16 protein-coding genes and 1 riboswitch are annotated in these 19,307 nt (G+C 59.3%); of the genes, 10 read left to right on the plus strand and 6 right to left on the minus strand.

Features of this window, described 5'->3' with window-relative positions; translation table 11 throughout:
- Positions 1-19 precede the first annotated feature (19 nt).
- The gene (locus tag HDF09_RS00805; protein WP_183760339.1) at positions 20-616 is read left to right on the plus strand and encodes a Dps family protein; all 597 of its coding nucleotides are present in this window, start codon (positions 20-22) and stop codon (positions 614-616) included.
- Between the two features lie 194 nt (positions 617-810).
- A complete protein-coding gene (locus HDF09_RS00810) occupies positions 811-1,833 on the plus strand; it encodes a VTT domain-containing protein (protein ID WP_183760341.1) in 1,023 nt (340 codons plus the stop codon).
- Positions 1,834-2,013: 180 nt separating this feature from the next.
- Here HDF09_RS00810 and HDF09_RS00815 read toward each other — a convergent pair whose 3' ends face one another.
- Complete coding sequence (locus tag HDF09_RS00815) at positions 2,014-2,751, minus strand: energy transducer TonB (protein WP_183760343.1); 738 nt, start codon at positions 2,749-2,751, stop codon at positions 2,014-2,016.
- Positions 2,752-3,131: 380 nt separating this feature from the next.
- Between HDF09_RS00815 and HDF09_RS00820 the strand changes: the two genes are divergently transcribed.
- Positions 3,132-4,721 (plus strand): UbiD family decarboxylase, encoded by a 1,590-nt coding sequence (locus tag HDF09_RS00820; protein WP_183760345.1) that lies wholly within the window; start codon positions 3,132-3,134, stop codon positions 4,719-4,721.
- 27 nt (positions 4,722-4,748) lie between these two features.
- Here HDF09_RS00820 and HDF09_RS00825 read toward each other — a convergent pair whose 3' ends face one another.
- Positions 4,749-6,017 (minus strand): metallophosphoesterase family protein, encoded by a 1,269-nt coding sequence (locus tag HDF09_RS00825; RefSeq protein WP_183760347.1) that lies wholly within the window; start codon positions 6,015-6,017, stop codon positions 4,749-4,751.
- A 125-nt stretch (positions 6,018-6,142) separates the two neighbouring features.
- Positions 6,143-6,694, minus strand: a complete 552-nt coding sequence (locus HDF09_RS00830) for a molybdopterin-binding protein (protein ID WP_183760349.1) — start codon at positions 6,692-6,694, stop codon at positions 6,143-6,145.
- A gap of 39 nt (positions 6,695-6,733) precedes the next feature.
- On the opposite strand from HDF09_RS00830, the gene nuoI reads away from it, so the two are divergent.
- The 4 genes from nuoI to HDF09_RS00850 all read left to right on the plus strand — a co-directional run bounded on the left by nuoI (position 6,734) and on the right by HDF09_RS00850 (position 11,762).
- Positions 6,734-7,237 carry an NADH-quinone oxidoreductase subunit NuoI gene (gene nuoI / locus HDF09_RS00835; RefSeq protein WP_179638293.1) on the plus strand — a complete coding sequence of 168 codons (504 nt, stop codon included), beginning with the start codon at positions 6,734-6,736 and terminating at the stop codon, positions 7,235-7,237.
- 108 nt (positions 7,238-7,345) lie between these two features.
- Positions 7,346-8,464, plus strand: a complete 1,119-nt coding sequence (locus tag HDF09_RS00840; RefSeq protein ID WP_183763025.1) for a homocysteine S-methyltransferase family protein — start codon at positions 7,346-7,348, stop codon at positions 8,462-8,464.
- On the plus strand, positions 8,461-11,178 hold the full coding sequence (metH, locus tag HDF09_RS00845) for a methionine synthase (RefSeq protein ID WP_183760351.1): 2,718 nt from the start codon (positions 8,461-8,463) through the stop codon (positions 11,176-11,178). The genes HDF09_RS00840 and metH overlap by 4 nt, the downstream gene beginning before the upstream one ends.
- 194 nt (positions 11,179-11,372) lie before the next feature.
- A complete protein-coding gene (locus tag HDF09_RS00850; protein ID WP_183760353.1) occupies positions 11,373-11,762 on the plus strand; it encodes a response regulator in 390 nt (129 codons plus the stop codon).
- Here the strand turns inward: HDF09_RS00850 and HDF09_RS00855 are convergent.
- Positions 11,759-12,082 (minus strand): hypothetical protein, encoded by a 324-nt coding sequence (locus HDF09_RS00855; RefSeq protein ID WP_183760355.1) that lies wholly within the window; start codon positions 12,080-12,082, stop codon positions 11,759-11,761. The two genes, HDF09_RS00850 and HDF09_RS00855, sit on opposite strands and share 4 nt — an antisense overlap.
- Positions 12,083-12,248: 166 nt before the next feature.
- Positions 12,249-12,368: riboswitch (SAM riboswitch) on the plus strand.
- 122 nt (positions 12,369-12,490) lie between these two features.
- Here HDF09_RS00855 and thrC point away from each other — a divergent pair.
- Together thrC and HDF09_RS00865 are read left to right on the plus strand one after the other, a co-directional pair.
- Positions 12,491-13,777, plus strand: coding sequence for a threonine synthase (gene thrC, locus HDF09_RS00860; RefSeq protein WP_183760357.1), 1,287 nt, complete (start codon positions 12,491-12,493; stop codon positions 13,775-13,777).
- The gene (locus HDF09_RS00865) at positions 13,777-14,058 is read left to right on the plus strand and encodes a MoaD/ThiS family protein (RefSeq protein ID WP_183760359.1); all 282 of its coding nucleotides are present in this window, start codon (positions 13,777-13,779) and stop codon (positions 14,056-14,058) included. The genes thrC and HDF09_RS00865 overlap by 1 nt, the downstream gene beginning before the upstream one ends.
- A gap of 12 nt (positions 14,059-14,070) precedes the next feature.
- Here HDF09_RS00865 and HDF09_RS00870 read toward each other — a convergent pair whose 3' ends face one another.
- Positions 14,071-16,218: a hypothetical protein gene (locus tag HDF09_RS00870; RefSeq protein ID WP_260180844.1), complete on the minus strand. Its 2,148-nt coding sequence runs from the start codon at positions 16,216-16,218 to the stop codon at positions 14,071-14,073.
- A 415-nt stretch (positions 16,219-16,633) separates the two neighbouring features.
- Between HDF09_RS00870 and HDF09_RS00875 the strand changes: the two genes are divergently transcribed.
- Positions 16,634-16,783: a lmo0937 family membrane protein gene (locus tag HDF09_RS00875; protein WP_158941405.1), complete on the plus strand. Its 150-nt coding sequence runs from the start codon at positions 16,634-16,636 to the stop codon at positions 16,781-16,783.
- 73 nt (positions 16,784-16,856) lie between these two features.
- Here HDF09_RS00875 and lon read toward each other — a convergent pair whose 3' ends face one another.
- Entirely contained in the window at positions 16,857-19,283 is a 2,427-nt protein-coding gene (lon, locus tag HDF09_RS00880) for an endopeptidase La (protein ID WP_183760361.1), read from the minus strand.
- Positions 19,284-19,307: the final 24 nt, after the last annotated feature.

Below are 19,307 nucleotides of genomic sequence, written 5' to 3' on the forward strand. Positions count from 1 at the left end.
GGTTCTTGCGAGGTGGAAGATGGCAGTTGTAATCAAGAAGGCAAGTTCGAGCGCCGCGAAGGTAGCGCCGCACTGGCATGCACAGGCGAAGGAGATCCAGAAGTACGGCTCGGTGGTCGAGGACATGCCTCACCCATTGAGCGCGAAGGTCCGGGCCGACATGGTCGCCCAGCTTAACCAGCTCCTGGCTGACTCCATCACACTGCGCGATATGTACAAGAAGCACCACTGGCAGGTAGCAGGACCGACCTTCTACCAGCTTCATCTTCTCTTCGACAAGCACTTCGACGAACAGATCGAGATGGTCGACACCATTGGGGAGCGCATTCAGCTTCTGGGCGGCGTCACCATTGCCATGGGCAGCGACGTGGCGGAGATCACCCGTATCCAGCCGCCGCCTCGCGGCAGGGAAGAGGTGCCCGTCCAGATCTCCCGCCTCCTCGACGCCCACAAGATCATCATCCAAAGCTGCCTCGACATCTCCGAGGCAGCCGATAAGGCGGGCGACCAGGGCACCAACGATCTGGTCGTCAGCGATATTCTTCGTCCCAATGAACTGCAATCCTGGTTCATCGGCCAGCATCTGGTAGAGATGCCTTTGGTCCTGGAAAAGTAGAACTTCGAATAGTAGGCCTCCTCGAATAAATAGGACGAGGAAAAAATAGACGAGGAGCGCCGGGAAGTCATGGAATCCTGGCTTTACGCTTCACGAAACAGCCCGGTCGCGCGAAGCGTCCGGGCTGTGTATGTTAAAGGGCAAGGGCTCGCATCCAACTGTCGGGTCCAATCATCTGTAATAAGTACACTCCTATGCCGATCGCACTCGCATTCTTCGTCCACTACGCCTACCTGATCGTATTCCTTTGGGTACTGGTGGAGCAGGTCGGCATCCCGATCCCAAGCATCCCGATCCTGCTCACCGCAGGAACCCTCAGCGCGACCCACACCATCAGCCATCTCTATGTCGTGATTGCGGTTCTGTTCGCCTGCCTCATAGCGGACACCATCTGGTTCGCTCTTGGCCGGCGCTTCGGAAACAGTGTCCTAAAGCTGCTCTGCCGCCTGTCGTTTGAAGCCTCCACCTGCGTCAGCAAGACCGAGGGCTACTTCACCCGCCGCGGCCCAGTCACTCTGCTCTTCGCGAAGTTCGTTCCCGGCCTCAGCACCGTCGCAGCCCCCATCGCCGGCCAGACCGGGATGCCCTACGCCAAGTTCCTCATGTGGGATCTCGCCGGCTCTCTCCTCTGGGGAGAGACCTTCATCCTCGCCGGCCGATTCTTCGGCGATGTCGCCAAAAAGAGCGCGCCCTTCCTGCACTGGCTCGGCCACTTTGCCTTCTTCATCTTCGCTCTGATGGTCCTGGGCTTCCTTGCTCACCGTATCTGGAAGCAGCGCAAGTTCCTCCAGCAGGTTCGCGAGCTGCGTCTGGAGCCAACTGAGTTGAAGGCGATGCTTGATGCAGCCGAAGCCAGTGGCAATACGCCTCCCTTCATCGTCGACCTGCGCCATCCCCTCGATTACCTCCCCGACCCGCGCGTGCTTCCCGGAGCGCTCCGCATCGGCCCGAACGAACTCAAGGCTCACAGCGAGATCATCCCCCGCGATCGCGATGTCATCCTCTACTGCACCTGCCCCAGCGAAGAGACCAGCGCCAAGCTTGCCCTGCAGCTGCACAAGATGGGCGTCTACCGCGTCCGTCCCCTCCGCGGTGGCTTCGATGGCTGGAAGGAAGCAGGCTTCCCGTTGGTCGATTACGTCACCGAGGCGCCAAGCGCCGATGTCGTCCAGGAGATTCTTCCGGCTGACTCCAAATCCGCCGTCCCCTCCATGTAAGTCGAGGGCAGTATCTGAGAGATTCCCGACCAACGGGAGGCCTATGTCGCTCCTGGCTGCAGGACAAGGTACACAAGTCACGAAGTGACCGCCGAATCGGGTCCCCGCAAATAGGTCTTCGTTTGCGGGGTGACTGAGCGCAGGAGGCCCTTCCGGCAGGACCAGGGTTATTCTGTTGCTTCAACCTCCCATCCGAAAATTAACCGTGATCGTCGTCTGAACATCCACAGCCTCCCCGTTCAACCGGTAAGGCCGGTATCGCGCCACTCGTATGGCATCCATTGCCGCGCTTTGCAGCATCACCGGCCCGCTCAGTACGTGCAGACTCTCGATGGTTCCGCCTCGCGAGATCACCGCCTCCACGACCACCGTCCCCTCCACATGAGCAGCCCTGGCAATCGCCGGATACACCGGACGAATCGGCGCAATCAACAATCCCTGCGAGACCCCTGTCGAGACGTTAATCGTCTTATGCAGAGCTCCCCCCGAACCCACTCCCGGCCCAACCGACACACCAGGATGCGGCCCACACTCTCTCACGCTAAGCCCAATCGGCAACCCATAGGGCATCCCCATGCTGCCGGGATCGAGGAGCGAAGGCTCTTCCTCCGCCGCAACCCCTCTGCCCGGTAGCCGCGCCGGGAGGATCGCCGGCTGAGGCGGAGCCGCCGCCGCAAAACTCGAAGCAGCCTCCGTAACCCGCTCCACCCGCAACGGAGGCGCAGGCGGCTTCGGCAACAACGGCAGCAGCATCTTCGGCGCTTCCACAGAAAACGGCAGCACCTCCGGATGCAGCAAGGGCAAAGCGATCACAAGGCCGGCAAAGGCAAACTGCAAGCCGATCGACGCCACGGTCGTCCAACGTTTGCTCGACGACACTACACCAACACGCGACTCAACAAGACTCTCCTCAAACATGGAAGCACCTCCAACGTTCGGATCTGGTTCGGATCTAGGGTGCGCATCCAGCGAGGAATACGGCTGTACCTCGTTAGACACCCATGACGTATGCATATGTTCCCGAAGCGGGCGCCTGCCCGCACCAGCCTGGAATGCGGCCATTCGCGCCTCAACCCTTCCCAAAACAGGCAAGGACGATCGCTCTCTCAAACACAAGCCGCGGTACTTGACACAACCAGCGGCTCCCAGCAGCTAAACTGAAAAGAGCAAGTCTCTAAGTCCACTTGCAAATACACTAAGTCCACCCTTAAGATGTTTCGTTCGAAGACTTTGCACACTTTTCAAGGGGGGAGGGGGATACACCCGCCCGCCGTACCAGCATCAGCCAGGAGAGGGAATTGGCCTACAACGATCTACGCGAATGGATTAAGCAGCTTGAGAAGGCCGGAGAACTGAAGCGCATCACCATCGAGGTCTCGCCCGATCTCGAGATGGCGGAGATCGCCGACCGCACCGCCAAACTCGGCCGAGGCACAGGCAGGGCAGGCGGCCCCGCGCTCCTCTTCGAGAACGTAGAAGGCTATCCCGGCGCTCGTGTCCTGATGAATCAGTTCGGCAGCGAACGCCGCATGAGGCTTGCGCTCGAGACTGACTCGCTCGACGCCATCGCCGACCGCATCCGCACCCTCATCAAACCGCAGACTCCAACCAGCTTCATGGACAAGCTCAAGCTCCTGCCGATGCTGTCCGAGGTAGGCAACTTCTTCCCGAAGGTCGTCTCCGCCAAAGACGCCCCCTGCAAACAAGTCATCCATCGTGGCGAAGAGGTCAATCTCCTCGAACTACCCATCCTCAAAACCTGGCCACAGGATGGCGGCCCTTTCATCACCCTCCCCTGTGTCATCACGCGCGACCCAAAGTCCGGCAAGCGCAACGTAGGTATGTACCGCATGCAGGTCTACGACGGCAAGACCACCGGCATGCACTGGCAGCGCCAGAAGGTCGCCGCAGAACACATGCGCGAGCGCCTCCGCGAAGCCTCTCCTGACTCTGCCGCCCGCGTCGACCTGATGGCCATCACCGCCGGCGGCACCGCTGCCGCATCCTCCCTCGACACCCTCACCGCCACCACCGTCACCAGGATCCGCGAAGACCGCATGGAGGTCGCCGTAGCCATCGGCACCGACCCCGCCACCACCTTCAGCGCCATCGTGCCCGCCCCCCCCGACGTCGAGGAGTACCTCATCGCCGGCTTCCTCCGCCAGAAGCCGCTCGAAATCGTCAAAGCCGAGACCGTAGACCTTGAAGTTCCGGCCAACGCCGAGTACATCCTCGAAGGCTACGTCGAGCTGGGCGAACTCCGCACCGAAGGCCCCTTCGGCGACCACACCGGCTTCTACACCATGCAGGACGAGTACCCCGTCTTCCACATCACCTGCATCACTCATCGCAAAGACCCCATCTATGCGGCCACCATCGTCGGCAAGCCGCCCATGGAGGACGCCTGGATGGGCAAGGCCGTCGAACGCATCTTCCTCCCGCTCATGCAGCTCACCCTGCCGGAGATCGTCGACGTCAATCTTCCCGCCGAAGGCGTCTTCCACAACCTCATGATCGTCTCGATCAAAAAATCCTACGCGGGTCACGCACGCAAGATCATGAACGGAATCTGGGCCATGGGCCAGGCGATGTTCACCAAGTGCATCATCGTCGTCGACGAAGACTGCGACGTGCAGGACCTCGCCGAAGTCACCCTCCGCACCGCCAACAACATCGACCCCGAGCGCGACATCCAGTTCACCCTTGGCCCCGTCGACTCACTCGACCACGCCAGCCGCCTGCCCAACTTCGGCAGCAAGATGGGCATCGACGCCACGCGCAAGTGGGCCGCCGAAGGCTTCGATCGCCCCTGGCCGCCCATGCTCACCATGGATGCCGAAGTAAAGACCAAAGTCGATGCCCTCTGGAAGAAGCTTGGCATCGAGTAAAACCAGACAACTCTCCCGCCGGACGATTCAGCTTACCGTGTAGGTGGCGAGCGCAATCGTCACTACATCTTTAGGCGTCTTGGTGGTGGCCCCGTCGCTCTCCGGATGATATTCGACCGTCATCGTCGTCGCATTCACGATCACACGAAGATACCCGTAGTCGGTTGCATCGTAGCTCTCCAGCGTCAGCGTGTTGTCGATCTTGTATGGTGTTCGGAATGTGCCCCGCATCGGCGAAAGCGGATTATGCCCTCCGCAACCCGCGACGATAAACGGTATCTGGAGTTTGTTGACCGTGCGCGTGTATCGCTGGTAGTTATGCGCATGGCCGGAGAAGACCGCATGGGGCCACACTCCCGCCGCTTTACAGGCTACATCAATATCCGCAAGCATCAGCGGACTGCCTCCATGCTCCACACCTCCTGTGAACGGAGGATGATGCACTGCGATGATCACCGCCCCCGCAAATTTATCGCTCTTCACCCGCTTCAGAGCAGCCGTTAGAAACGCAATCTGCCGACTATCCAGCACAGTGTTCTGCCCGTTCTCACCTGAGATTACGCCGGGATCTTCCAGCACATTGCTATACAGGCCGAGGATGCGCACAAACGGAGCCTCCAGCGTGAAGTACACGCCCGGCTGAATCATCGTCGTACGAAGAAGATTCCCCGAGTCCGGCGATTGGGCCGCTGTAGCCGAGCAGAAGTTGCGCAGGAATGCATCCAGCGTAGGCGCGGGATCGTTCGGGTAGACCACCCCATCATGGTTGCCCGCGATCGCGAAGATCGGTGCGGGATAGTCGCGGTAGGGCTCGAAGAACTGGTCGTAGTAGTAAGTGCTTTCGCCAAAGTAATAGACCACGTCGCCCAGGTGGAAGAAGAACGACGGAACATCGGCCGCGTTCGCTTCGCTGAAGTCTGAGACCATCTTGTCGGCCACCAGCGACTGAGTGTCAGGCCCGGTTACGCTGCCGGTGTCGCCGACCGAGTGAAACACAATCTGCTTCGCCTGTTGAATCGCCTTGATGACTCCAGCGCCTGCCTGCCCGTAAGCCTGCTCCAGGGTGACGATCGGCTCGACCGCGCCACCGGCAGGTTGCGGCACGGGCTCAACCTTGGCGATTCCTTGATACTTCTGGTCCGTAACCGGATCTTTGAAACCAATCGGATCGGGAGAAGGTTTAGGCTGCGAAAAGATCGGCTGATCGTTCGCCGTGCCCGGTTGCAGTGGCTTGGCATTGGCACCGAAGTTCTTGGTGGCGTAGTGCAGAGTCTGACGAGGTGTTTTTTTTCGCATCGGGACCTCTCCGGCGGTCAGAGAATGCAACCCAGAATACGCGCCCCTGGGACGAAGAATTGTGAAACTTGGAATATTTGGATGACATGCAAAGCCTGTCACATACAAGACACGAGAGCCACGCCTTACTCCGCGCTCTTCACCGTAATCGCACTCAGATTCCGCACCCAACGCTGCGGCTTCTTGTCTTCACTATCGACAAGCTTGAACTGTCCATCTTCCCCCAGCGGCTTGCCTCCCATACCGGTCGCAACGATCACAGTGCCGTTATGCTCTGACCCCTCTATCTCCGTAACCGAATACAGCACCCAATACTTATCCGTCCCCTCCGCGACGAGGTAGCTTCGCAACATCTTCTGGTGGGTCGTCTTATCGACCGGCAATCCATACTTCGCCAGCAGCGCCCCCAGCAACACACCGGAGTACATCTCATCCGCCTTGGTGTGCTCGTTGTGAACAGTGATCGTCGTCTGCGGCATCGCCGACAGATCCGCAACGGACAGCGTCGTCGCCTTGCCATCCACCGTCAGCACCAGGCTCGTCGAAGGCTGCGCCGGAGCGTGCTGATGCTCCGCCATCACCCCCATCGGAACCGTCTGTGCGGGCGCCTCGACGGCGATCACTCCAGCAAAGCAAAGACTTACCAGCATCGAGAGGGTCAGGGAGGCGGTTTTCATGGCTTTCAGCCTACCGCGCCCCCGTCGTATACTCAAGGCATGTCTATCGTCCGCGACGCCGCAGCCATTGCCAAGGGAATGAGCATCACGATGAAGCAGGTCTTCCAGCCGACTGAAGTCGAGAACTATCCCGACGGCAAAGGTCCCATGCGCGGAGCCAAATTTGAGGAGCGCTTCCGCGGCAAGCACCAGCTCCAGCGCGACGAGAATGGCCTTGAAAAGTGTGTCGCCTGCTTCCTCTGCGCCGCCGCCTGCCCCTCGAACTGCATCTACATCGAGGCCGCCGAGAACACCGAGGAGACTCGCATCTCCTCCGCCGAGCGCTACGCCAAGGTCTACAACATCGACTACAACCGCTGCATCTTCTGCGGCTACTGTGTCGAGGCCTGCCCCACCGACGCCATCACCCACGGTCACGGCTTCGAGCTCGCCAGCCTCAACGCCACCACCCTCGTCATGCGCAAGGAAGACCTGCTCATTCCCACACCAGCGCTTCCCGATGCCGTGCGGTCCCAGAAAGACCAGGCAGAGATCCTCGCCTAAAAGATCCACGTTGATGTTTACAGAACCTGACGGAGAGCTTCCGCGGCTCTCCGCACTACGACCGGCGCGACAACGCACCGCGCAACCAGTGAAGGACATCAAATGAAGATGACGACAGCTAACCAACATCCCCTTGAAAAGATCTTCGAGAGCCGAATTGCCATAATCGACGGCGCGATGGGCACGACGATCCGCACCTACGGCATGAAGGAAGCTGACATCCGCGGCGAGCGATTCAAGGACTCGACCAAGGACCTGCTCAACAACGGTGACCTCTTCTCGTTGACGCAGCCGAAGATGATCTCCGACATTCATCGCAGGTTCCTGGAAGCCGGAGCGGACATCATCGAGACTAATACCTTCGGCGCGACCAGCATCACCCAGAGCGAATTCTTCGTAGACGATCCCCGCGAGCACGGCGGCCGCAAAGACCCAGAGTTCTACCAGAAGATCATCGACGATCCGATGCTCAACAATCTCGCATGGGAGATCAACGAGCAGTCGTCACGGCAGTGCCGCGAATGGGCCGACCGTGTCGCGAATGAAACCGGACGCCCGCGCTTTGTGGCGGGAGCAATCGGCCCGCTGACCGTCTCTCTCTCGAACTCCCCCGACGCCGACGACGCCGGCTTCCGTGTCGTCACGTTCGATCAGGTGAAAAACGCCTACATGCAGCAGGTGCGTGCGCTCATCGCAGGCGGCTCTGATCTCTTGCTGGTCGAGACAATCTTCGACTCTCTGAACGCCAAGGCCGCACTCGTCGCTATCCGCGAGGTCTTCGATCAGGACGGCCTCACTGCGAGCAACAAGGAACTGCCAGTGATGATCTCCGCAGCAGTCGGACGCGGCGGCGAGACGCTCATCTCCGCGCAGACCACGGAAGCCTTCTGGAACGCAGTCCAGCACGTGAAGCCCCTGTCCGTCGGGCTCAACTGCTCTCTCGGCCCCGATCTGATGTATCCGTTCCTGGACGAGCTCGCAACGAAGGCGGACGTGGCGATCTCGTGCTACCCGAATGCAGGCCTGCCGAATCCTCTCTCCGAGACCGGGTTCGATCTAGGGCCGCAGGACATGGCCCGTTATCTCGGTGACTTTGCGCGGGCAGGCTTGATCAACATCGCCGGCGGCTGCTGCGGCAACACGCCCGAGCACATCGCAGCGATCGCCAAGGCACTCGAAGGCCAGCCGCCGCGACAATTGACCCGCCAGATCGAGCGTGCCGCGTGAGTGTAAGCGCAGCCGAGCCCATCAACCCCAAGCCGCTCCGCCTCTCTGGATCACAGCCCTTCACCCAGCAGGCTGGCGTCTTCATCATGATCGGCGAACGGACCAACGTTGCAGGCTCGCCGAAGTTCGCGAAGCTGGTCAAAGAGGGCAAGTACGAAGAAGCAGTCAGGATTGCCCGGCAGCAGGTTGAGAACGGCGCCAACGTCCTCGACATCTGCATGGACGAAGGTATGATCGACGGCGTTGCCGCCATGACGCGCTACCTGCAGTTGCTGGCGAGCGAGCCCGAAGTCGCCAAGGTCCCCTTCATGATCGACTCCTCAAAGTGGGAGGTCATCGAAGCCGGACTCAAATGCCTGCAGGGCAAGGGCATCGTGAACTCGATCTCGCTCAAAGAGGGCGAAGAGAAGTTTAGCCAGAACGCTGCGACTGTGCTGAAGTACGGCGCAGCCGTCGTCGTGATGGCCTTCGACGAGCAGGGCCAGGCTGCAACGTACGAGGAGAAGATCCGTATCTGCCAACGCGCTCACCGGATCCTCGTTGACGAGGTAGGCTTCCCGCCCGAAGACATCATCTTCGATCCAAACATCCTTACCGTCGCCACCGGCATGGAGGAGCACAACAACTATGCCGTCGACTTCATCAATGCCACGCGCTGGATCAAGGCCAACCTGCCTCACGCGAAGGTGAGTGGCGGCGTCTCGAACATCTCCTTCAGCTTCCGCGGCAACAACAAGGTTCGCGAGGCCATGCACTCGGCGTTTCTCTATCACGCCATCGCCGCCGGCCTGGACATGGGAATCGTGAACGCCGGAATCCTCGAGGTCTACGAGGAGATCGACCCCGAGCTGAAAGTCTTAGTCGAAGACGTTCTACTCAACCGCCGTCCCGACGCGACCGAGCGTCTGGTGGAGCACGGCGAATCGCTGAAGCACGTTGGTTCGGTGGTAAGCGAAAAGAAGGCCGAAGAGTGGCGCAACGGCACGGTCGAGGAGCGTCTCTCCCACGCCCTCGTCAAAGGGATCGACACCTTCATCGAGCTCGACGCCGAAGAAGCTCGCGTCAAGCTTGGCCGTCCTCTGTTGGTCATCGAAGGTCCGCTGATGGACGGAATGGGCGTAGTAGGCGATCTCTTCGGAGCCGGAAAGATGTTCCTCCCCCAGGTCGTCAAGTCCGCCCGTGTCATGAAGAAGGCCGTCGCGCATCTGACCCCGTTCATGGAGGCCGAAAAAGCCGAGATGGCCGCCTCGGGCCAGGTCGTCAAGGCCCAGGGAAAGATCCTTCTCGCAACCGTCAAGGGTGACGTTCACGACATCGGCAAGAACATCGTCGGCGTCGTCCTGGCCTGCAATAACTACGAGGTCATCGACATGGGCGTGATGGTCTCCTCCGAGAAGATCCTCGAACGCGCCAAAGCGGAGAAGGTAGATCTCATCGGCCTCAGCGGTCTCATCACGCCCTCTCTCGATGAGATGGTCCATGTGGCCCGCGAGATGGAACGCCAGGGCTTCAAACTGCCGTTGCTCATCGGCGGCGCAACCACCAGCCGCAGACACACAGCCATCAAGATCGCGCCGCACTACAGCGAGCCGGTGGTCCACATCCTCGACGCCAGCCGCGCAGTACCCGTCACGACCAGCCTTCTCAGCGACGAAGGCAAGCCCGCGTTCGTCGCGCAGCACCGCACCGAATACGAGGCCCTCCGCGCCGCCCACTCCGCGCCACGCCAGACGGTAATTTCCCTTGAGGCCGCTCGCACCAGACGGACTCCGATTGAGTGGCGCGCCGAAGACGTACCCGCACCCGCGTTCACCGGTGTACGTGTGCTCGACAACTTTCCTCTGGCCACGCTGCGCGAGTACATCGACTGGTCGCCGCTCTTTCACGCCTGGGGCCTGAAGGGCGTCTACCCTCGCATCCTCGAACACGAGCAGCAGGGCGAGCAGGCCCGTCAGATCTTCGCCGACGCCAATACTCTGCTTGATCGCATCATCGAGAAGAACCTGATCAATGCGCGCGGCGTCTACGGCTTCTTTCCCGCCAGCGCAGTTGGCGACGATGTGGCGCTCTACTCAGACGACACACGCAAGACAGAGCTCGACCGCTTTCACTTCCTACGCCAGCAGGCAAACAAGGAAGGGAGCGAGCCATGTCGATCTCTCGCCGACTTCATTGCTCCCAAAGAAACGGAGTTGCCCGATCACATCGGCGCCTTCGCTGTGACCACCGGCATCGGCCTGAAGGAGCTCTGCGATCGCTTCCGGGCCGACAATGACGACTACAACGCCATCATGGCCGAGGCTGTCGCTGATCGCCTCGCAGAAGCCTTCGCTGAGTGCCTGCACAAGCGCGTCCGGGATGAGTGGGGTTACGGGCTTGAAGAAGGTCTCACTCCCGCCGATCTCATTCAGGAGAAGTATCGCGGTATCCGGCCTGCCGCGGGTTATCCGGCCTGCCCCGACCACACCGAGAAGGGCATCCTCTGGCGTCTGCTCGACGTGCAAGCCAACACCGGCATGTTGATTACGGAGTCGTTTGCGATGTGGCCCGGCTCGAGCGTAAGTGGACTCTACTTCGCGCACCCGGAATCGCGTTACTTCAGCCTTGGCAAGATCGACCGCGATCAGGTGGCCGACTATCATGAGCGCAAGGGGATGAGCGTGGCTGAGGTCGAACGGTGGCTAGGCCAGAACCTGAACTACGATCCCGAGTAAGAAATCTATCGAGATCGAGGAAGCTGCGTAGCGCGTTCGCTCCCCAAGGTGACCCACAGCAATGTCTCCGGTAAAATAAAGACGACCCCTTTTCAAGCGCGGTCGGTCTGGGAGAGTCCCTTCAACCCGCCGACCAGCGTTGCTTCGATTCGAAGACGGGGCGTACGGCCTCAGTGAAAGTTGTTAGAGAACCAATGGAAATCCCCATCAGCAGCACCCGGTCCATCCTGCACATCTGCACCCGCGAAACCATCCGGCCACTCCGCGACCAGGTTCTCCGCCTCTCAGGATTTCATGTTGACTCCACCCTCGACCATACCGAAGGCCTGTCCATGTTTTGGTCGCGTCACTACGATCTCGTGCTGATCGACGTGGAAGGCGAAGAGGGAATCCCGCGCGCCGAACATATGTGCTCCGAGATCAAGACCGCCCAGCATCATCAGCTCGTCGCCTTCGTCTGCAACTGGCGCGTCGCCATCCTCACCGACTGCCCCGACGAGATCGTTCGGACGGAGTTTGACCCCGCCGCTTTCGCCAAGGGAGTCAAGGACATCATCCCGCCGCCGAATACCACTTCAAATTAAATCTGTGGAACCGGAATCGTCCGCTTATCCGCGCTGACCATCGTCTTAGGCTTAGTTGTTGTCGTTGCGGTCGTTGCGGTCGTCGCGGTCGTCGCGGTCGTTGCGGCGGCGCCGTTAGCCTGCCCACTGGCAGCTGGAGCCACCTGCACATTCGCAGCCGGGACCCCGCTCTGAGCAGTGGTGCTCGTAGTCGCGGCTATTGTTGTAGCCGCAGACTTCTTCGCCTTCGCCGTCGTAGCACTCTGCGCCACCGCGAACGAACCAGCCAGCAGCAGCACGCTCATCGCAAAACTCCCAGCAAACTCGATCTCTCTTTTCATCGGCGATTCTCTCCTCAACCAGATTCGTGCACTTACCACCTGCCCAGTACACTCACCCACCCGCATCCCGTCGATACAACTTCCGCGTCAAAAATCTCCACAAGGTTGCCACCCTGTCCGGCCTGTGGTACAAACGATATATTCCAGTCTGCTTCGGCAGATTTGAATTTCATGCAGAGTGGTTGAGGGACGAGCCCTTTGACGCCACGACAACCGGACAGAACAAAGGCGTACCGGTGTCAACTCTCTCCTGGGGGCTTTTGGGCTGCTACAGGGAACATGAGATTCGGAGCACGCAAGCCCGAAATCCAGGTTTGCACCCCGCATTTCATCTTCCTAGCCTATCCGGCGCCCCCCAAAAAGAGAGTAAGCGCAAAAAGTTCACCCTTTCCCCTCGGAAAGAGCACGATGAACTACTCCTGTAGCCGGTACGAGCTGAAGTGCAACGAGTGCGGCAAGCGGTTCGGCAACCAACCCCTCTCCGCCTGCCCCGATTGCCTCGCCCCCCTTGAAATCGCCTATGACCTCGAGGCCGCCCGAGGCATCTTCACCAAGGAAAACATCGCAGCCGGCCCGGCCAGCATCTGGCGTTACACCGCTCTCCTCCCCATCCCCGAAGGCTTCGAGCCCGATCTTCCGGTAGGCTTCACCCCGCTCGTTCGCGCAAAGAATCTCGGCAAGCGCATCGGCGCCTCCAATCTCTACATCAAGAACGACGCCGTCTGCTTCCCGACTCTCAGCTTCAAAGATCGTGTCGTCTCCGTCGCGCTCGCCAATGCGCAGAAGTTCGGCTTCGAGATCGTCGGCTGCTCCTCGACCGGCAACCTCGCTAACTCCGTCGCCGCGCAGGCCGCCCGTCTCGGCCTCAAGGCCACCATCCTCGTCCCCGCCGACCTCGAACCCGCCAAGATTCTCAACACCCTGGTCTACGGCGCGCGCCTCATCCGCATCGACGGCAACTACGACCACGTCAACCGCCTCTGCACCCAGATCGCCGACGAGTACGCCTGGGGTCTCGTCAACGTAAACCTCCGTCCCTACTACGCCGAAGGCTCGAAGACCGTAGGCTACGAGATCGCCGAGCAACTCGGGTGGCGTCTCCCCGACAACGTCGTCGTCCCCATGGCCGGCGGTTCACTCATCCGCAAAATTCGCAAGGCCTTTCAGGAGTTGATCGATCTGGGGTTGGTTGACGCCAAGCCCGTCCGCTTCTTCGGTGCCCAGGCCTCCGGCTGCTCGCCCATCTCGGTCGCCGTCAAAGAGGGAACCGACTACATCGAGCCGCAGCGCCCCAACACTATCGCCCGCTCACTAGCCATCGGCAACCCAGCTGACGGCCCCGCTGCGGCGAAGATGATCCGCAGCACAGGCGGCTGGGCAGAGGATGTCTCCGACGTCGAAATCGTCTCAGGCATCCAGGAACTCGCCGAAACCGAAGGCATCTTCACCGAAACCGCCGGCGGCGTCACCACCGCCGTCACCGCGCGCCTCTACGCCGACGGCCGCATCTCCCCCGACGAAATCACGGTCACCTGCATCACCGGCAACGGGCTCAAAACCACCGACGCACTCGCCCACAGCTACTCGCATCTCAACGCCCGTGCCGTCCGCCCGCGACTCGCAGACTTCGACGCCTACCTTCGCGAACTCGATGGAATCACAGAGCCAGAACTGGCCACAGCAGGAGCCCTCTAATGTCTATCAAAGTCACCCTCCCCACTGCCTTCGTCCGCCACACCGATGGCCGCAAGCACTTCAACTCCGCAGCCTCCAATCTCCCCGGCCTCATCGCCGACATCGACCAGACGTTCCCCGCGCTCTCGACCCAGATCAAGGATGAAGAAGGCAAGCTCCGCCGCTTCATCAACATCTACGTCAACGACGAAGACATCCGCTTCCTCGGTGGCGAAACCTACGCTTTCCAGGATGGCGACGAGATAATGCTCATCCCCTCCATCGCCGGTGGCTGCATCTAGCCGCATAAATCATCACTGTGCCGGGAGCAGTCCAAAGACCGCGACACCACTCTGCGTCCCAACATAGACCTTGCCGTTGACGATCAGCGGCGTAATAAATTTGTTGCCGTTTCCGAAGCTGTCCCGCCCTTTGGGTGCCTGGTTGCTGTTATAAAACTCACGTGTCAGGTTCGACGGGTCATACGCATGCAGCACGCCTGCCGCGGACAAACCCGACTCGAGCGCCCACACAATACCGTTTTGAGTCCTGTTCGCGGAGATTGACGGCGTCGGGCCGGGATGCGAAAACTTTACCGTCGTCTGGCTCGATGGACTCGTGGCCAGCACCGCATTCGTCAAAGGAAACGCCTTAAGTGTGTCCCCGTCGGAGGAGTAGTACAGCGTCCCGTTGAAGTACGCAGGAGTCGAATAGACCATGCCGGTCATAGCTCCAGGAATCTCCTGGTAGATGTTACTGTCCATCGGTGCGCTCGCCGGATTGAACTTGCCAAGATTGTCTCTGTCCGCGAGATAGATATTCTTATCCTTGCCTGCACCCACAATCAAATGATGCACGTGTCCGCTGGCATCCGTCTGGTCGGGCAGAAGCATCTCACCACCTGAACCAAGATCCAAATCTTCACTCGACTCCGTGGTCCCGTTATAGGTCTCAAAATAATCTGCCACCGCCAGCCTTCCAGTGGTCGAAAGCTTCACCATGGCATTGCCGTAGTCTCCCGACGCAGGAAATCCATTCGAGTTCAGCGTCGTATCGAAGGTTCCATTCGCCTGCAGCAGATAGAGGAACCCACTGCTATCGGCCGCCAAACCATCGCCGCTCATCCAGATCGAGCCCTCGTTGCCGTTCGGCGTAAGGTTCAACACCTGCGTCTGTGCCAGCGTCGACTCGCTGTAGCCAATCACCCACCCCGTATAAGGTCCGGAGTCGCAGTGAGACGTCCACCCCGTGTAGATGTTGCCGTTTAGAAGCAGCAGGGCCGCGCGTTCCGCATATTGCACAGGGTCGAACACCACATTGCCATTCTGGCTATTGTCTCCATTGCCAGGATAGGTCGCGGCGATGTCGGTCGGGCTGCCGGTATCCAGGCCCGTTGTGAGGTCAAGGGCATGCAGTCGCTGATGGTATCCCCCGTTCGCATCTTTACTCATTCCAATGGTAAACAGGCTCCCATTCGTACCCTGCCTGCGATCGATCACCGGGGTGGAGGTGATGCCGATCTCCGGCGTAATCTGTGAACAGCCGCGATCGTCGCTCGTCGTCTCTCCGCTTCCAAGGATCGACGTCTTCCAAATCTGCGTTCCGTTATCTGCATCGAACGCGTAGACACTGTTGTGTTCGGTCGCCACATACAGCACATTATGAAGCTGCCCTCCGACAAACACATTGGCAAGAAAAAGAGGCTGCGCGTCTACTTTGCCGTCGACAGCATCGAAGCCGATCTTGCCGAACTGTGTCGAGTTCACATTACTCTGCGTCAGGATCGTCTCCTGCGCATTCAGTCCATCTCGTGCAACATCATAGTGAAACGTCGTCACGTCCGGTGCATTGGTCATCGCAATGGTCTGCACAGTCAAAGCAAGCGTTGACGAATGGGTAAGGCTGCCGGATGTTCCCGTGAAGGTAACGGTCGCCGTGGCCGCAGCTGCAGTTGGCGCTGCCGTAATCACCACGCTTTGCGCCGCTCCCGGTGTCAGGCTCAGAGTCGCCGGATTTGCCGTCACCCCAGAAGGAAGATCCGTGATCGCAACCGCAACCGTGCCCGTAAGCGAGTTGACCGCAGCAGCGGCCACACTCACCGGCAAGCCAGTCGAGCCGCCAACAACCGTCAAGGAAGCCGGCGTCAGCGTCAGAGCGAAGTCTGGAGGTGGCGCAGAGACGTTGGCCGCAACGGTAGAGCTATGAGTCAGCGATCCCGAAGTTCCAGTAACGGTCAACGTGGCGCTTCCAGCAACAGCCCCCGACGATGCCGTAACAGTTATGCTCTGCGCGATCCCCGGAGTCAGCGTAAAGGTGGATGGCTGTGTGGATACGCCTCCAGGTAGCCCGGAGAGGATGATCGTCACCACCCCCGTAAAGCCATTGGCTGCGGTCGCATTCACGCTCAGCTGTTGGCCCGGTCCACCCGGAACAAGCGTAATTGCCGTCGGCGCAGCTGACAAAGAAAAGTCTGCCGCAGGTGTAGGTAAAGGAGCGGGTGCAGGTGTAGATCTTCCCCCACAAGACATCAAACCCACACAAAGAAGCAACCCGAAACCAGCGTCCGCGATCTTCAGAACAGAACCACCCATCGCAAACCTCCAAAACCAGCAAACACCTACACCCCGCTACGTGGTTCACCTGCAGGATCAGATCGAACTTACACCGATCGCCCCGCAAATTTGTCACGCAGATGTCACTTGTTTTTTACCTGAGGGAAGCGGCCGCACTTCTTTCGACCCTGATCCCAATGCCTTCCATTACCTGTGCTTGGCCAATATCTTTGAACCGAAGCAACGGATAGGGAGCATTTTAGCTCTTATGGCCTGTAGACATTCGCGCATTGGCGCAACTCTGTTCTGAGAAAGCAGGTCAACGATGTTCCTCATTCTTGCCGTCGTACTAGTATTGCTTTGGCTGGGTGGCTTTTTCGTTCTTCATGTCAGCAGCTTCCTAATTCATCTACTGCTGATCTTTGCCTTGATCTCAATCATCATGAACTTCGTCAGTGGCAGGCGCGCTGTCTGAGCGTCTGCGAACCCTTACAAGGAAAAGGCCGAACCTGAGAACAGGTTCGGCCTTTTGCGTTACGAGAGCTGATCTACTGATGCGCCACCGGCTGAGGAATCTCGATCCCCGCCGCAGGTATTACGCTCGCCAGCGCCTCAGGTGTCTCTTCCTGTAGCTCAGGCAGATTGCCCTCAAGCGCCAGCTTCAGCACCTGATCCATCTCCTCGACAAAGTGCAGCTTCATGCTCGTCTTCAGCAACTCCGGCAGATCCGCCATATCCTTGCGGTTCTCTTCCGGCAGAATCGCCTCGAATATCCCCGCACGATGCGCCGCCAGCAACTTCTCCTTCAGCCCGCCAATCGGAAGCACCTTACCCCGCAGCGTAATCTCACCAGTCATCGCAATATCGCGCCGCACCTTGATCTTGGTTAGCGCACTCGCAAGCCCGGTAGCCAGCGTAATGCCTGCCGACGGACCATCCTTCGGAATCGCTCCCTCCGGCACGTGGACATGGATATCGACGTTCTTATAAAAGTCCTTGGCCAACCCAAGATGATGCGAGCGCGAACGAATATAAGTCAGTGCCGCCTGGGCGGACTCCTGCATCACATCGCCAAGCTGCCCGGTCGCCGTCATCTTGCCCTTGCCGTCGAGCACCTGCACCTCGGTCTGCAGAATTGTACCGCCCATCTCGGTCCAAGCGAGGCCCGTGACCAGGCCAACCTCACTCTTCTCGTGCACCTGCGAGTCGCGGAACTTCGCCACGCCGAGAATATCCCCAATGTTCTGTCCGGTGATCGTCTCCCTGTGCTCGGCGCCGTTCTTCACCACGCGGCGCGCAACCTTGCGGCACACATTCCCAATCTCGCGCTCCAGGTTCCTGACACCGGCCTCGCGCGTATAACCGCGAATGATCTGCCTCAGCGCATCGTCCTCGAAGACGATCTGCTCTTCCGTCAGCCCGGTGCCTTCCCTCTGCTTCTTCACCAGGTACTGCTTGGCAATCTCCAGCTTCTCGATCTCGGTATACCCATGCAGCCGCAGAATCTCCATACGGTCCTGCAGCGGCCCCGGAATCGTATGCAGGACATTCGCCGTAGCGACAAACAATACCTGCGACAGATCGTACTCAACATCCAGGTAGTGGTCCTGGAACGAAGTATTCTGCTCCGGATCCAGCACCTCAAGCAAAGCACTAGCTGGGTCGCCGCGGAAGTCCGAAGCCATCTTGTCGATCTCATCGAGCATGAACACCGGGTTCTTCGTCCCAGCCTTCTTCATCGACTGAATGATCTGTCCCGGCAGCGCGCCAATGTACGTCCGCCGATGACCACGAATCTCCGCCTCGTCCCGAACGCCGCCCAGCGACATCCTCACGAACTTGCGACCCGTAGCCTTGGCAATCGACATTCCCAGCGAAGTCTTACCCACACCCGGAGGCCCAACAAAGCAGAGAATAGATCCCTTCGGATTCTTCACCAGCTGCCGAACCGCAAGGAACTCCAGAATTCGCTCCTTGATCTTCTCCAACCCATAGTGATCTTCGTTCAGAATCTGTTCCGCATGCTCGATCGAGCGAATCTCCTTCGACCGCTTCTTCCACGGCACCGCCAGCAGCCAGTCCAGGTAGTTCCGCGACACCGTCGACTCGGCCGACATCGGCGGCATCGCCTCAAGCTTCTTCAGCTCCTGCAACGACTTCTCAAGAACATCCTTCGGCATTCCAGCCGCTTCAATCTTCTTCTTCAGCTCATCGAACTCGGACTTCTCTCCGCGACCAAGCTCCTTCTGGATAGCCTTGATCTTCTCGTTGAGGTAGTACTCCTTCTGAGCCTTCTCCATCTGCCGCTTCACGCGGGACTGAATGGTGCGATCCATATTCAGTTTCTCGATCGCCACATCCAGCACGTCCGCAACCTTGGTCAGCCTGTTCTCCGGATCGAAGACCTCAAGCAGTTGCTGCTTCTCTTCAATCGAGAGCTGCAGGTTTGCTGCAATCGTGTCCGCCAGCTTGGCAGGCTCATCCGCACGCACACTCGCCGCCATCGTCTCGTAATTCAACGACTGCTGCAGCTTCACATACTGCTCAAAGAGCGAGTGAACCCGCTGCATCAGCTGCTCCACCTGCGGCGTCATCTCCAGCTGCGTCTGGCCCGTACGTACCGTCGCGACAAAGAAACCATCGACGTCGTTGATCTCGGTAGCGTGGGCCCGCTCCACACCTTCAACCAGCACTTTAATGTTTCCGTCCGGCATCTTCACGCTTTGGACGATATTGCCAATCGTGCCCGTCTCATAGATATCATCAGCGTTCGGCTCGTCCACGGAAGCATCGTGCTGGGTCGCGAGAAAAATCTTACGGTCACCCGACAGAGCCTCTTCCAAAGCCCGAACACTGGACTCACGTCCAACAACGAAGGGCGTCATCATATGAGGAAAGATGACCATGTCACGAATGGGCATCATCGGAAGCTTGCGAACATCGCCGCTTAGCGCTTTTTTTGGTTGATTTGTCATCTCTCTCCAATTAGACGTTAAAAC

The organism is Edaphobacter lichenicola (genome assembly GCF_014201315.1).
Taxonomy (GTDB): domain Bacteria; phylum Acidobacteriota; class Terriglobia; order Terriglobales; family Acidobacteriaceae; genus Edaphobacter; species Edaphobacter lichenicola_B.

Bases quoted from the DNA above. Each gene is read 5' to 3' on its own strand.
- thrC (WP_183760357.1), top strand. From the start codon at position 12,491: ATGAACTACTCCTGTAGCCGGTACGAGCTGAAGTGCAACGAGTGCGGC.
- HDF09_RS00840 (WP_183763025.1), top strand. From the start codon at position 7,346: ATGACGACAGCTAACCAACATCCCCTTGAAAAGATCTTCGAGAGCCGA.
- HDF09_RS00855 (WP_183760355.1), bottom strand. From the start codon at position 12,082: ATGAAAAGAGAGATCGAGTTTGCTGGGAGTTTTGCGATGAGCGTGCTG.
- HDF09_RS00805 (WP_183760339.1), top strand. From the start codon at position 20: ATGGCAGTTGTAATCAAGAAGGCAAGTTCGAGCGCCGCGAAGGTAGCG.
- lon (WP_183760361.1), bottom strand. From the start codon at position 19,283: ATGACAAATCAACCAAAAAAAGCGCTAAGCGGCGATGTTCGCAAGCTT.
- HDF09_RS00850 (WP_183760353.1), top strand. From the start codon at position 11,373: ATGGAAATCCCCATCAGCAGCACCCGGTCCATCCTGCACATCTGCACC.
- HDF09_RS00875 (WP_158941405.1), top strand. From the start codon at position 16,634: ATGTTCCTCATTCTTGCCGTCGTACTAGTATTGCTTTGGCTGGGTGGC.
- nuoI (WP_179638293.1), top strand. From the start codon at position 6,734: ATGTCTATCGTCCGCGACGCCGCAGCCATTGCCAAGGGAATGAGCATC.
- HDF09_RS00810 (WP_183760341.1), top strand. From the start codon at position 811: ATGCCGATCGCACTCGCATTCTTCGTCCACTACGCCTACCTGATCGTA.
- HDF09_RS00830 (WP_183760349.1), bottom strand. From the start codon at position 6,694: ATGAAAACCGCCTCCCTGACCCTCTCGATGCTGGTAAGTCTTTGCTTT.
- HDF09_RS00825 (WP_183760347.1), bottom strand. From the start codon at position 6,017: ATGCGAAAAAAAACACCTCGTCAGACTCTGCACTACGCCACCAAGAAC.
- HDF09_RS00865 (WP_183760359.1), top strand. From the start codon at position 13,777: ATGTCTATCAAAGTCACCCTCCCCACTGCCTTCGTCCGCCACACCGAT.
- HDF09_RS00815 (WP_183760343.1), bottom strand. From the start codon at position 2,751: ATGTTTGAGGAGAGTCTTGTTGAGTCGCGTGTTGGTGTAGTGTCGTCG.